The sequence below is a fragment of the Kitasatospora sp. NBC_00240 genome (assembly GCF_026342405.1).
In the GTDB taxonomy this organism is placed as follows: domain Bacteria; phylum Actinomycetota; class Actinomycetes; order Streptomycetales; family Streptomycetaceae; genus Kitasatospora.
The window spans coordinates 3,468,795-3,481,280 of record NZ_JAPEMU010000001.1; the positions used below are offsets into that span (position 1 = coordinate 3,468,795).

General features: G+C 72.9%; 11 protein-coding genes. All 11 read right to left on the reverse strand.

What is annotated here, in order from left to right:
- Window positions 1-107: 107 nt before the first annotated feature.
- Window positions 108-1,481 (reverse strand): ABC transporter substrate-binding protein, encoded by a 1,374-nt coding sequence (locus OG689_RS14670; RefSeq protein WP_266320712.1) that lies wholly within the window; start codon window positions 1,479-1,481, stop codon window positions 108-110.
- Between the two features lie 306 nt (window positions 1,482-1,787).
- Window positions 1,788-2,990, reverse strand: a complete 1,203-nt coding sequence (locus OG689_RS14675) for a cytochrome P450 (RefSeq protein ID WP_266320713.1) — start codon at window positions 2,988-2,990, stop codon at window positions 1,788-1,790.
- Window positions 2,991-3,036: 46 nt separating this feature from the next.
- Window positions 3,037-4,284, reverse strand: coding sequence for a cytochrome P450 (locus OG689_RS14680; protein WP_266320714.1), 1,248 nt, complete (start codon window positions 4,282-4,284; stop codon window positions 3,037-3,039).
- Window positions 4,281-4,922 carry an ATP/GTP-binding protein gene (locus OG689_RS14685; RefSeq protein ID WP_266320716.1) on the reverse strand — a complete coding sequence of 214 codons (642 nt, stop codon included), beginning with the start codon at window positions 4,920-4,922 and terminating at the stop codon, window positions 4,281-4,283. The genes OG689_RS14680 and OG689_RS14685 overlap by 4 nt, the downstream gene beginning before the upstream one ends.
- A complete protein-coding gene (locus OG689_RS14690; protein WP_266320718.1) occupies window positions 4,903-5,283 on the reverse strand; it encodes a DUF742 domain-containing protein in 381 nt (126 codons plus the stop codon). The genes OG689_RS14685 and OG689_RS14690 overlap by 20 nt, the downstream gene beginning before the upstream one ends.
- Window positions 5,280-5,720: a roadblock/LC7 domain-containing protein gene (locus OG689_RS14695; RefSeq protein ID WP_266320719.1), complete on the reverse strand. Its 441-nt coding sequence runs from the start codon at window positions 5,718-5,720 to the stop codon at window positions 5,280-5,282. Before OG689_RS14695 ends, OG689_RS14690 begins: the two co-directional genes overlap by 4 nt.
- Window positions 5,720-7,357 (reverse strand): ATP-binding protein, encoded by a 1,638-nt coding sequence (locus OG689_RS14700; protein WP_266320721.1) that lies wholly within the window; start codon window positions 7,355-7,357, stop codon window positions 5,720-5,722. The genes OG689_RS14695 and OG689_RS14700 overlap by 1 nt, the downstream gene beginning before the upstream one ends.
- 350 nt (window positions 7,358-7,707) lie before the next feature.
- Window positions 7,708-8,277: a Clp protease N-terminal domain-containing protein gene (locus OG689_RS14705; protein ID WP_266320723.1), complete on the reverse strand. Its 570-nt coding sequence runs from the start codon at window positions 8,275-8,277 to the stop codon at window positions 7,708-7,710.
- A gap of 1 nt (window position 8,278) precedes the next feature.
- Window positions 8,279-8,518, reverse strand: a complete 240-nt coding sequence (locus OG689_RS14710; RefSeq protein ID WP_190213537.1) for an RNA polymerase subunit sigma-70 — start codon at window positions 8,516-8,518, stop codon at window positions 8,279-8,281.
- 49 nt (window positions 8,519-8,567) lie between these two features.
- Window positions 8,568-9,335: an NAD(P)H-binding protein gene (locus OG689_RS14715; protein WP_266320726.1), complete on the reverse strand. Its 768-nt coding sequence runs from the start codon at window positions 9,333-9,335 to the stop codon at window positions 8,568-8,570.
- 235 nt (window positions 9,336-9,570) lie between these two features.
- Window positions 9,571-12,480 (reverse strand): vitamin B12-dependent ribonucleotide reductase, encoded by a 2,910-nt coding sequence (locus tag OG689_RS14720; RefSeq protein ID WP_266320728.1) that lies wholly within the window; start codon window positions 12,478-12,480, stop codon window positions 9,571-9,573.
- Window positions 12,481-12,486 lie beyond the last annotated feature (6 nt).

Sequence of the window (12,486 nt, forward strand, 5' to 3'; positions counted from 1 at the left end):
CCCGCACCGCCCTCGGCAGGTGGTCTCGGCCGGTCGGCCCGCCGGTGCACACCGGCGGGCCGACCGTTCAACTGTTGACGTCGGCTGGCTGCCTGCCGGACCGCCGGTTACTGGGGCCAGGCGCCGTCGATGTCGGCGGTGACCCGCTGGATGGACTGGCCCTCGGCGAACCAGGCGGTCAGCGACTTCCACTCCTGTCCGGAGCCGACGGCCGCCGGCATCAGGTCGGAGGCGTCGAACCGGAAGGTCGCGGTCGGGTCGGTCAGCTTGGAGGCGGAGAGCTGGTCGATCGGGTCGGTGTACAGGCTCTTGTCCACGCCCTGGTTGGCCGACACCCAGCCGGTGGCCGTCTTCACCCGGCTGCTGGCCCAGTCGGAGCTGGACAGGTAGTTCTGCACCGCCTGCACCTCGGGCCGGTCGGAGAAGGCCGCGAGGAACTCGCCGCCGCCCTCGACCGGGTTCGGGACCGCCGGGTTCACGGCCGGCAGGTGGAAGGCGAACACGTCACCGTCGGCCGCGACCTTGGTGCCCTTGGGCCACTGCGCCTGGTAGAAGGACGCCTGCTGGAGCATCGCGCACTTGCCCGCCAGGATCGGCGCGCCCGCGTCCTGGAAGGTGGTGGTGGCGATCGACTTCACATCGCCGATGCCGCCGTTCACCCAGGCCGGGTTCTGCATCCAGCCGGCCAGCGTCTGCATCGCGGTGGTGATCTTCTCGTCGCTGAACTTCACCTTGTGGTCGACCCACTGGTCGTAGACCTCGCCGCCGTACGAGCCGAGGACGATCTCCTCCAGCCAGTCGGTGGCGGGCCAGCCGGTGGCCGTGCCGGAGCCGATGCCGCCGCACCACGGCTTGGCGCCGCCGGCCTTGGCGAGCTTGTCGCTGGCGGCCATCAGGTCCGCCCAGGTCTTCGGCACCTCGATGCCGGCGTCCTTGAAGGTCTTCGGCGAGTACCAGACCAGCGACTTCATGTTGGCGCTCATCGGCGCCGCGTAGAAGGTGCCGTTGACGGAGCCGTAGGTCTTCCAGACCGGGCTCCACTTGTCCTCGTTGGCGACCGTCCCGGCCGGCGGCTTCGCCACCTTGCCGGTCTTCACCATCTGGGCCAGCAGGCCCGGCTGCGGGATGATCGCGAAGTCGGGCGCGTTGCCGCCGCTCACCCGCACGGGCAGCTGGGACTCGAAGTCGTTGGAGCCCTCGTAGCTGATCTTGATGCCCGTACATTTGCTGAAGTCGGCCCAGGACTTCTCCAGGTTGTCCGACTCCGGGCTCAGGATCGAGGCGAACATGGTCACCTTGGTCCCCGAGTGGCCCGCGTAAGGCTGGAACTTCGCGCAGTCACCGGTCAGCGCGGCCGCCGACCCCGAACCTCCGCCCGAGCCGCCCGAGCCGCCGGAACCGCCGGCACTGTTGGAGCAGGCTGCGGTGAGGGCCAGGACCAGAACGGCGGGGGCCACCAGCAGGCGTCGGCGGGCGTTCATCGGCACACCTCGGTCGCGGTCAGGGTGAGGGTCAAAGCGTCCTCCAGGCCAGGGCTTCGGGCAACGGCGATATGGCGGAGCAACACTGCGCTGTACACGAGAACTGTCCGTACCCAGCGGTAGCTGGCTTGAAGACGTTAACGTAATGGCAACCTCGCGCCAAGGTGTCCGTTCGACCTTCATCGGGTGGAGTCGGAGTCGTGACCGAGCTGTGCTGGAACCAGCCACGACCGCCGACGGCGAGGGCGGGACACCCCCGCCCTTCCGAGGATGCCCCGCCCGCCGTGACCGGACCGACCGACCCGCTCAGAACCTGACCGGCAGCTCCTTCAGACTGTTGACCACCAGCGACGGGCTCGGCGACAGCTCCCCGTCCGGCACCGCGAGCGCCAGCCCGGGGAAGCGTTCGAACAGCGCCGGCAGGGCCACCGCCGCCTCCAGCCGGGCCAGCGGCGAACCCGGGCAGACATGCGGGCCGTGCCCGAACGACAGGTGCCTGGCCGGATCACGGGTGACGTCGAACAGCTCCGCGGTGACACCGTGCTGCGCCGGGTCCCGGCCGATCGCGTTGTACGAGATCAGGACCGGCTCGCCGCGCGGGATCACCGCCCCGTCCACCTCGACGTCCTCGGTGGTGAAGCGGAACAGGAAGTTGCTCGTCGGCGGGGTCCAGCGCAGGGACTCCTCGACCACCGCCGACCACGGCGCCTCCCCCGACCGGACCAGCGCCAGCTGCTCCGGATGGGTGAGCAGGGCCCGGACGGCGTTGCTGATCAGGTTGACGGTGGTCTCGTGACCCGCCGCGATGATCACCCGCAGGGTGGCCGCCGCCTCGGCGTCGCTGAGCGCGCCGCCCTCCACGTCCGCCGCCAGCAGGGCACTGGTCAGGTCGTCACCGGGCGCGGCCCGGCGCTGCGCGACCACACCGCCGACAAAGGCGTTCAGGGCGGCGATCGTCGCCTGGATCCCGCCCGGGTCGGGCCGGCTGCCGAAGAACCGCTCGTACAGGTCGCGCAGGTGCGCGTGGTCCGCCTCGTCCACCCCCAGCAGCGTGCCGATCACCGTCATCGGCAGCGGGAAGGCGAACGCCGTCTTGAGGTCCACCTCGCGCGGCCCCGCCGCCAGGGTGTCCAGCAGTCCCGCCGTGATCGCCTCCACCTGCGGGCGCATCAGCTCCACCCGGCGGGGCGTGAAGGCCTGGGCCACCAGCGCGCGCAGCCGGCGATGCTCCGCCCCGTCGGTGGTCACCATGCTCGGGCCGGGCACCGCGAGGCCGATCAGCGGCCAGGTCCGGGGCACCTCGCCGCGCTGGAAGGCCGCCCAGTGCCCGGCGTCCTTCACCAGCCGGGGGTCGGTCAGCAGCTCCCGCGCCGCCGCGTGCCGCGTCACCGCCCAGGCGGCCACCCCACCGGGCAGCACCACGGCCGCCGCCGCACCGGCCCCGCGCAGCAGCGCGCCCTCGGCGGCGTTGTCCCGCGCCAGCGGGTCGAGCACGATCGGTGCGGTCATCGGCGCACTCCTTCGGTTCGGGAATTCGACGGGACGCGAGGACCGCTCACCCGGCCACGTACCCGGGGGTGAACGAGACCGGCAGAGCCACCAGGCCGCGGACCCAGGGCGAGGGACGCCACACCAGGGCGTGCTCCGCCACCGCCAGCCGCAGATCGGGCAGCCGGTCCAGCAGCACCTCGATCGCCGTGGTCGCGATCATCTCGGCCACCTCCTGCGCCGGGGCCGGGCAGCCGTGCTCGCCGTGGGAGTGGCTCAGGTGCGCCCGGTTCCCCTCCGCGGGAGTACCGTCCGCCTGGCGCACCGCCGGGTCCGCGTTCGCCCCGGCCAGGCCCAGCAGCACCAGGTCGCCGGCCGCGATCCGCTGCCCGCCGAGCTGGGTGTCCCTGGTGGCCCAGCGGCCCGCGAAGATCTGCGTCGGGGTGTCCTCCCAGAGCGCCTCGTTCAGCGCCTGGCCGACGCTGCGCCGCCCGCCCGAGAGCGAGGCCGCGAACCGCTCGTCGGTGAGCATCAGCCGCAGCGCGTTGGAGATCCAGTAGGTGGTGGGCTGGTGACCCGCGATCAGCAGGACCCGGAGGTCCCGCATCAGCTCCGCCTCGCTGAGCCCGGCCTCGTGCGCCATCATCCGGGACGGGATGTCGGAGCCGGGCCACTCCCGCTTCTCCTCGACCAGCCGCTCCATACCGGACAGCAGGCGCGCCGCCCCGGCCTGCGCGTCGGGGCCGCCGTCCAGCATCGTCAGCAGGCCCTCGATCAGGGCCGGCGCCTCCTCCTCGCGGAGGCCGAACAGCCGGCAGAGCACCAGCAGCGGCAGCCGGTGCGCGTAGTCGGCGACCAGGTCCGCCTCGCCGCGCCCGGCGAACTGGTCGATCAGCCGGTCGGCGATCTCCTCGGAGTGCTTCCTGAGCTCGTACTGGTCCACCCTGGCCAAGGCGTCGCCGGCGACGGCGGAGCGCCGCCGGTGCTCGGCGCCCTCGGAGTACAGGATCGACGGCACCGGCGCCATCATCGGCTTCATCGGCCAGTCGTCCGGGATCGACGGCCAGGCGTTCCAGCGGGCCGAGTCCCGGCCGAACAGCTGCGGCTGCCCGGTGACCTGCTGCAGCTCGCGGTAGCCGATGACCAGCCAGCCCGGTACTCCCCCGGCCAGCTCGATCGGTGCCACCGGACCGTGGGCGGCGCGCAGCTCGCGGTACACCTGGGCCGGGTCGGTCTGGAACCGCGGCCCGTACAGCGGGGCCGCGTCGGCGTGCGCCGGGCAGCCCGGCGGCGGGGTCGGGGCGGGCTCGGTCACGGGGTGGTCTCCTCCTCGGGCGCGCCCTCCCGCTGGGAGGCTTCGACGCGGGTGTGCAGATGGCGGACGAGTGCGATCAACACCTGCTTGGCCGACTCGCGGTCCCGGGCGTCGCAGTCCACCAGCGGGACGTCGTCGGGCAGGTCGAGCGCGCGGCGGACCTCGTCCAGGCCGTGCGTCGGCTCGCCGAAGTTGTTGCGGGCGACGATGAACGGGGTGCCGTGGTGCTCCAGCCGGTCGATCGTGTACCAGGACTCCTCCAGGCGCCGGGTGTCCACCAGCACCACCGCGCCGAGCGCACCGCTGAACAGCCGGTCCCAGAGGAACCAGAACCGCTCCTGCCCGGGCGCGCCGAACAGGTACAGCACGTTCTCGTCCGAGAGGGTGATCCGGCCGAAGTCGAAGGCGACCGTGGTCGACTTCTTGTCCGGTACGGCGGAGGTGTCGTCGACGCCCACGCCCGCCCGGGTCATGGTCTCCTCGGTGTTCAGCGGACGGATCTCGCTGACCGCGCCGACCAGGGTGGTCTTGCCGACGGCGAAACCACCCACCACGACGATCTTCATGCCGTTGTCGGCGGTCCCGCGCAGCGGCGCGCGCCCCGGGCGGAGCGCGGTGTCAGAGCTGCTGGAGTCCATGGAGCACCTGCTTCAACGTGTCGAGGTCGGGCAGCCGGGCGGCGCCCGGCCGCCGGCCCGGGGAGAACCGCGGATGGCGGGCGCTGATCAGGCCCGCCTCCACCAGGTCGCCGAGCAGGATCTTCACCACGGACACCGGCATCCTCAGCTCGGCGGCGATCTCCACCACCGCCGTCGGGGCCGAGCAGATCCGCAGGATCCGGGCGAGCTCGGACTGCATGCCCGGAGTCGGGCCGGACTCCGCGACGATCAGCGTGACCAGGTCGAAGGCGTTCTCCGGCGGACGGCTGCGCCCCCGGGTGACGGTGTAGAGCCGGTCCGGGTCGTCGTCGCGGCCCGCCGGCACCGGCCGTGCGCTCATGCCGGGCCGACGCCGGCCGGCCGGCCGTCGCCCTCGTCCTGCTCCCGCGGCGGGGCGCTCAGGTGACTGCCGATCTGCTCGATCAGGCCGTGCATGTTGTGGCCCACCACGCCCACGTCCGCGTCGTCGTCGGTGACCAGGGCCAGGTGCGCGCCCTCGCCGGCCGCGACGATGCACAGGATGCCGCCGTGGAACTCGGTCATCGACTGCCGGACGCCGCCGGTGCGGTCGCCGAACTCGATCGAGGCGCCGTGCGCCAGGCTCTGGATCCCGGAGGCGATGGCGGCGAGCTGGTCCGCCTGGTCGGTGCTCAGGGCAGCGGTGTGACAGAGCTTCAGGCCGTCCGCCGAGAGCACCAGGGCGTGCCTGGCACCGGGCGTCGCGGTCAGCAGGTTCTCCAACAGCCAGTCGAGGTCACGGCCGGTCGCGCTGCTCATCAGGAGTCGTCCTTCGGGGATACGGGGGAATCGTCGGATGTGTCCTGGCCCTGCAGGGCCTTGCGGAACGCCCCGAACCGGGCGGCCCGCGCGGCGTCGATCCGATCGGGGGCGGCCGTCCGCGGCGGCTCGGCCGCCGGCGGCGCGACGGTGAGCGTCCCGCCGGGAACCGCCGCGGCGTGCGTGGCGGCCGCGAGGGTCTGGCCGCGGCGACGCTGCGGCAGGCCGCCGTCGACCGTCGGCCCGCTCCCCCGCCCGGCGGTGTCACCGGGTGTGGCGGCCGCGACCAGCTCGGGCACCGGCGCGGGAGCGGGGACGGCGGCCGGCACGGGCCGGGCGGGCGGCGCCGGCGGGGCCGCGGGCGGCGGCTCGGCGGCCGGCGGGTGAGTGACCAACTGCTGCGGGATCAGCATCACCACGCCCGTGCCGCCCCGGGCGGACGGCCGGAAGGAGATCGTCAGTCCGTGCTTGCGGGCCAGCGAGCCGACCACCGCCAGCCCGATCCGGGTGCCGGCCGACAGTGCGCCGAGGTCGAGGGGCTCGCCGGAGACCGCCCGCTCCGCGCGGCGCAGCCAGCTGTCGCCGAGGCCGAGCCCGCCGTCCTCGACGGTGATCACCAGGCCGGCGTGCACCTCCTCCACGTAGACGTGCACCTCGGCCGGAGGGGCGGAGAAGTTGGCCGCGTTGTCGAGCAGTTCGGCGAGCGCGTGCATCACGCCTTCGGCGGCGTACCCGGCGACCGCGGCGGTGCTGGCGTTGTGCAGCCGCACCCGCTGGTAGGCGCCGATCCGGCCGAGCGCGCCGCGCAGGACGGACTCCACGCCGATCGGCTTGGTCCAGCGGCGGCCGGAGCGGGCGCCGGTGAGGACGGCGATGCTGTCGGCCAGCCGGCCCGCCTGGGCGGTGGAGTGGTCGAGCCGCAGCAGGTCGCCGAGGACGTCCTCGTCGTGCCGGTGCTGCATCTCGCGCAGGTCGGCGTGCATGCTGGTGGCCAGTGCCTGGACCCGCCCGGCGGCGGTGGCGCAGACCGCGAGCGCGGCCGCCCGCTCCCGCTCGCCGCGCCCGACCTGTTCGGCGACGGTGCGCAGGACGGCGATCTGCGGGTGGCGGCGGTGCTCGGCGAGCGCGGTGTCCACGGAGTCGCCGGTTCGCAGCCGTTCGACCACGGCGGGGAGGATCTCGTCGGTCAGCCGGAGGAGTTCGCGGCGTTCGGCGTGCCGGTTCTCGGCCTCCTTCTCGGCCCGGGCCAGCTCGTCCTGGGCGGTGGCCAGAGCGGCGAGGGCGGTGTCGCGCTCCTTGCGGGCGGCCTCGGCGGCGGCGGTGGACTCGGCGGTCCGCGTGTGGGCGCCGGCCGTGTCGTTCCGGGCGTCCGCCAGTTCGTCCTGGCAGGTGGCCAGTTCGGCGGCGAGGCGGCGGGCCCGTTCGGTGGCGCCGGCGGCGAGTCCGACGGCTATGCACCACAGGACGACGACGGCGCAGACGGCGGCGGCGGTCAGCGGCTGGTCGGCGGCGGTCGCCCGGGTCACGGCCACCGGGCCGGCGACCGCGGCCAGCAGCACCGCGGCGCCCGTCAGGGCGACGGTGCGCGGGGCCGGTCGCAGGCGGGGCCCGTCGGCGGGTCTCGTGCGTGCTCTCATCAGTCCGGTCCTCGGCTGCAGGCGTCGACGGCGGGGCGGGCAGCGTGCAACCGCCCGGGGGCACGCTGCCGTGGCCTCCGGGCGGTTGCGCGCCAGGCGCGATCGAAAGATCATATCCATTCATTTGATGTACTCAACCGACCAGTTGACGGACGGTTCGGGAACACCGGGCTTCGACCGGTCGGCGTCCGCGCCGACCCGGGCACGACCGACAGGCGACCGACGACCGGATCGGCGGCACCGGCGGGCTGCCGACCCCGGGCGGGCCGGCCGCCCCCGGGCGCGACGCACCCCACCCGGGCCGCCCTGCCTGCGGCCGGCCTGCCCGCGGCCGGCCCGCGACCGCCCCGTCAGCCGGCCGGCTCGGCGAGCCGGACCTCGACCGCCCGACGCACGGCCGCGAGGTCCAGCCCGTGCTCCGCGACCACCCGGGCCCCCAGGCCCTGCCCCTCGCGCAGCAGGCCGAGCAGGATGTGACCGACCGCGATGTGGCCGGAGTCGAGGCGGATCGATTCGCGCAGCGACAACTCCAGCGTCTTCTTCGCCCGGCCGGTGAACGGGCTGCGGCCGCCGCCCTTGAACCAGCTCCGGCCGCGGCGCTCCCCCTCCCTCGCCGGCCCGTCCAGCGCCCCCTCGCCGAAGGCGGCCTCGACCGCCTCCCGGACGGCGTCCAGGTCCACCCCGATCGCGGCCAGCGCCTGTGCGTCGTCGCCGGGGCCGAGCAGTCGGACCACGGCGGCCCGCGCGGTGGCCAGGTCGAGCCCGGCGTCGACGAGCACCCGGGCGGAGGGGTCCGCGGCCTGCCCGAGGACGCCGAGCAGCAGATGCTCGGTGCCCACGTGGTCGTGCCGGAGCTCGGAAGCCTCCTCCTTGGCCTGCACGATCGCCTGGCGCGCGGCAACGGTGAATCGTTCGAACATCTCAGCCTCCGTCCTTCTCGTCCGTCCCGAATCCGCGTCGGCCGTATTTCTTGTGGACCGCCTGCCGGCTCACGCCGAGGCAGATCGCGATGTCCTGCCAGGACCAGCCCTGGCCGCGGGCATTGCCGACCTGGAGGTCCTCCAGCCGGTCCGCCAGGTCGCGCAGGGCTCGGACCGCCCGTAGGCCCACGGCGGGGTCACGACTGCTCGCGGCTGCCGCGAGTTCCTTGGTGTCGCTCATAGTGTCAACCTAGGTTGACAGTCGGGCACTGTCAACCCAAGTTGACACTTCAGGCCGACCCGCCGAACCGCTCCGCCAGCGCCTCCTCGAAGGTCCCCCGCCCGTCCGCGTGCTCCGGCGTCAGATTCCCGCCCGCCCGCAACCGCCGGAAGGTCTCCCCCGGCAGCCGGACCGGCAGCAGCACCCGGCGCAGCCCCGCCGCCCGCAGGTACGCCCGCGCCAGCTCCTCGTACCCGATCACCCTCGGCCCGCCCAGCTCCGGCGCGTACCCGGCCGGCTCCCCGCCCACCAGCTCGACCAGCCGGGCCGCCACCTCCCGGACGTCCACCGGCTGGAACCGCACCCCCGCCGCCACCGGCACCACCGGGGACTTCGCGGTCACCCGCAGCACCGACAGCAGCAGGTCGTGGAACTGGGTGGCCCGCAGGACCGTCCAGCCCAGCCCCGACTCCCGGACCAGCCGCTCGGCCGCCAGCTTCGCCCGGTAGTAGCCCAGCGGCACCCGGTCCACGCCGACGATCGAGATGTACACCAGGTGCGGCACCATGGCCCGGCGCGCCGCCGCCACCAGGTTCGCCGTCGCCGTGACGTCCGCCTTCCCCTGGGTGGTGGCGCAGTCGACCACCGCCGCGACGCCGGCGACCGCCGCGTCCACCCCCGCCCCCGTCGCGAGGTCCCCCACCACCCAGGCGTGCCCGCCCCCGGAGTGCTCCCGCCGGCTGAGCACCCGCACCTCGCAGCCCCGGGCGAGCAGCAGCCGCACCACCTCCCGGCCCAGCGTGCCGGTGCCCCCGGTCACCAGAATCGGCTTCGTCACAGGTCTGCCCTTCTCTCTTCCGTCATCAGGAGAACGACCGGACGGCCCGCCGGAACGTGACATCCCCCGGCCGAGGCCCTGTTCGGCCGGTCGGGGGAGGTCGGAACCCGGGCAGCACGAAGGGCGCCGACCCGATGGTCGGCGCCCTTCGTCACCTTGCGGCTTGCCGGGGAGCACGGCCCGGTGTCCTCGGCGAGCGGTGCTCATCGCCGTGGCGCCCGGGCCGCGCCCGCAATCAGCTGCAGCCGCTGGTCGAGCCGCAGCCCTCGCACAGGTAGCAGCTGCCCGCGCGGCGCATCTTGGTGCCGCAGGAGAAGCAGAGCGGGGCGTCGGCGTTGAGGCCGAGCTGGATCTCCATCAGCTCGGTGGAGTTGTGGGCCTGGGCCGGGGCGGCCTTCGGCGCCTCGACGGCGACGGGCTTGGCGGCCGCCACCGGCTCCGCGGCGCGGGGGGCGGACTGGGCGAGGCCCTCGACGTCCAGCTCCTCGGCCTCCAGCGGCTCGTACGAGCCGGTGTCCAGGTGCCGCTGGCGCTCCTCGACGGAGTGGATGCCCAGCGCGGAGCGGGTCTCGAAGGGCAGGAAGTCCAGCGCCAGGCGGCGGAAGATGTAGTCGACGATCGACTGCGCCATCCGCACGTCCGGGTCGTCGGTGAGGCCGGCCGGCTCGAAGCGCATGTTGGTGAACTTCGAGACGTACGTCTCCAGCGGGACGCCGTACTGCAGACCGACCGAGACGGCGATGGAGAAGGCGTCCATCATGCCCGCGAGGGTCGAGCCCTGCTTGGACATCTTCAGGAAGACCTCGCCGAGGCCGTCGTCGGGGTAGGAGTTGGCGGTCATGTAGCCCTCGGCGCCACCCACCGTGAAGGAGGTGGTGATGCCCGGGCGGCCCTTGGGCAGGCGCTTGCGGACGGGGCGGTACTCGACGACCTTCTCGACCACCGGGGCAGCCTCGGCCTTGGGGGCCAAGGCGGCGGGGGTCTTGGTCTTGGCGGAGAGCGGCTGGCCGACCTTGCAGTTGTCGCGGTAGATCGCGAGGGCCTTGACCCCGAGCTTCCACGCCTCGAAGTAGATCTCCTCGATCTCCTCGACGGTGGCGATCTCGGGCATGTTCACCGTCTTGGAGATGGCGCCGGAGATCCACGGCTGGATCGCCGCCATCATCCGCACGTGGCCCATCGCCGAGATGACCCGCTCGCCCATGGCGCAGTCGAAGACCTCGTAGTGCTCGGGCTTCAGGCTCGGGGCGTCGACCACGTTGCCGTGCTCGGCGATGTGGGCGACGACCGCCTCGACCTGCTCGGGCTGGTAGCCGAGGCGCTTCAGGGCGCGCGGCACGGTGCCGTTGACGATCTGCATCGAGCCGCCGCCGACCAGCTTCTTGAACTTGACCAGGGCGAGGTCGGGCTCGACGCCGGTGGTGTCGCAGTCCATCATCAGGCCGATGGTGCCGGTCGGGGCGAGCACCGACGCCTGGGCGTTGCGGAAGCCGTTCTGCGCACCGATCCGCAGCACGTCCTGCCAGGTCTCGGTGGCCGCGGCCCAGACCGGGGCGTCCAGCTCGTCCACCGACACGGCGGCGGCGTTGGCGTCGGCGTGCTGCTTCATGACCCGCTGGTGCGGCGCCGCGTTGCGGGCGTAGCCGTCGTACGGGCCGACCACGCCGGCGAGCTCGGCGCCGCGGCGGTAGGCGGTGCCGGTCATCAGCGAGGTGATGGCGCCGGCCAGCGCGCGGCCGCCCTCGGAGTCGTACGCGTGGCCGGTGGCCATCAGCAGGGCGCCGAGGTTGGCGTAGCCGATGCCGAGCTGGCGGTAGGCGCGGGTGGTCTCGCCGATCTTCTCGGTGGGGAAGTCGGCGAAGCAGATGGAGATGTCCATCGCGGTGATGACCAGCTCGACGACCTTGGCGAAGCGCTCGGCGTCGAAGCCCTGCCCACCGTTGGACGCAGTGTCGTCGCGCAGGAACTTCATCAGGTTCAGCGAGGCGAGGTTGCAGCTGGAGTTGTCCAGGTGCATGTACTCGGAGCAGGGGTTGGACGCGTTGATGCGGCCGGACTCCGGGCAGGTGTGCCAGTGGTTGATCGTCGAGTCGTACTGGATGCCGGGGTCGGCGCAGGCCCAGGCGGCCTCGGCCATCTTGCGGAAGAGCTTCTTCGCGTCGACGGTCTCGATGACCTCGCCGGTCATCCGGGCCCGCAGACCGAACTCGGTGCCGTTCTCGACCGCGGTCATGAACTCGTCGGAGACGCGGACCGAGTTGTTGGCGTTCTGGTACTGGACGGAGGTGATGTCGTCCCCCCCGAGGTCCATGTCGAAGCCCGCGTCGCGCAGGGCGCGGATCTTCTCCTCCTCCTTCACCTTGGTCTCGATGAAGGCCTCGACGTCCGGGTGGTCCACGTCCAGGACGACCATCTTGGCCGCGCGACGGGTGGCGCCGCCCGACTTGATGGTGCCGGCGGAGGCGTCCGCGCCGCGCATGAAGGAGACCGGGCCGGAGGCGTTGCCGCCGGAGGAGAGCAGCTCCTTGGAGGAGCGGATCCGGGAGAGGTTCAGGCCGGCGCCCGAGCCGCCCTTGAAGATCATGCCCTCTTCCTTGTACCAGTCGAGGATCGACTCCATGGAGTCGTCGACGGCCAGGATGAAGCAGGCGGAGACCTGCTGGGGCTGCTTGGTGCCGACGTTGAACCAGACCGGCGAGTTGAAGCTGAAGACCTGGTGGAGCAGCGCGTAGGTGAGCTCGTGCTCGAAGATCTCGGCGTCGTTCGGGGCGGTGAAGTAACCGTTCTTCTCGCCGGCGGCGCGGTAGGTGAGCACCACGCGGTCGATGATCTGCTTGAGGCTCCACTCGCGCTGCGGGCTGCCGACGGCGCCGCGGAAGTACTTGGAGGTGACGATGTTCACGGCGTTCACCGACCAGGAGTCGGGGAACTCCACGCCGCGCTGCTCGAAGTTGATCGAGCCGTCGCGCCAGTTGGTCATGACGACGTCGCGGCGCTCCCAGGTGACCTCGTCGTAGGGGTGTACGCCAGGGGTGGTGTGGATGCGCTCGATCCGCAGGCCGCCCTTCGTCGCCTTGCCGGCGGCGCCCTTGGCAGCCTTCTCGGACTTGGACCCGCGTGCGGAACCGCTCGTCGTGTCTGTCACTTCTCG

Coding starts and splice junctions, on each gene's coding strand:
- OG689_RS14670 (WP_266320712.1), bottom strand. CDS start 1,481: ATGAACGCCCGCCGACGCCTGCTGGTGGCCCCCGCCGTTCTGGTCCTG.
- OG689_RS14675 (WP_266320713.1), bottom strand. CDS start 2,990: ATGACCGCACCGATCGTGCTCGACCCGCTGGCGCGGGACAACGCCGCC.
- OG689_RS14685 (WP_266320716.1), bottom strand. CDS start 4,922: ATGGACTCCAGCAGCTCTGACACCGCGCTCCGCCCGGGGCGCGCGCCG.
- OG689_RS14690 (WP_266320718.1), bottom strand. CDS start 5,283: ATGAGCGCACGGCCGGTGCCGGCGGGCCGCGACGACGACCCGGACCGG.
- OG689_RS14695 (WP_266320719.1), bottom strand. CDS start 5,720: ATGAGCAGCGCGACCGGCCGTGACCTCGACTGGCTGTTGGAGAACCTG.
- OG689_RS14700 (WP_266320721.1), bottom strand. CDS start 7,357: ATGAGAGCACGCACGAGACCCGCCGACGGGCCCCGCCTGCGACCGGCC.
- OG689_RS14705 (WP_266320723.1), bottom strand. CDS start 8,277: ATGTTCGAACGATTCACCGTTGCCGCGCGCCAGGCGATCGTGCAGGCC.
- OG689_RS14710 (WP_190213537.1), bottom strand. CDS start 8,518: ATGAGCGACACCAAGGAACTCGCGGCAGCCGCGAGCAGTCGTGACCCC.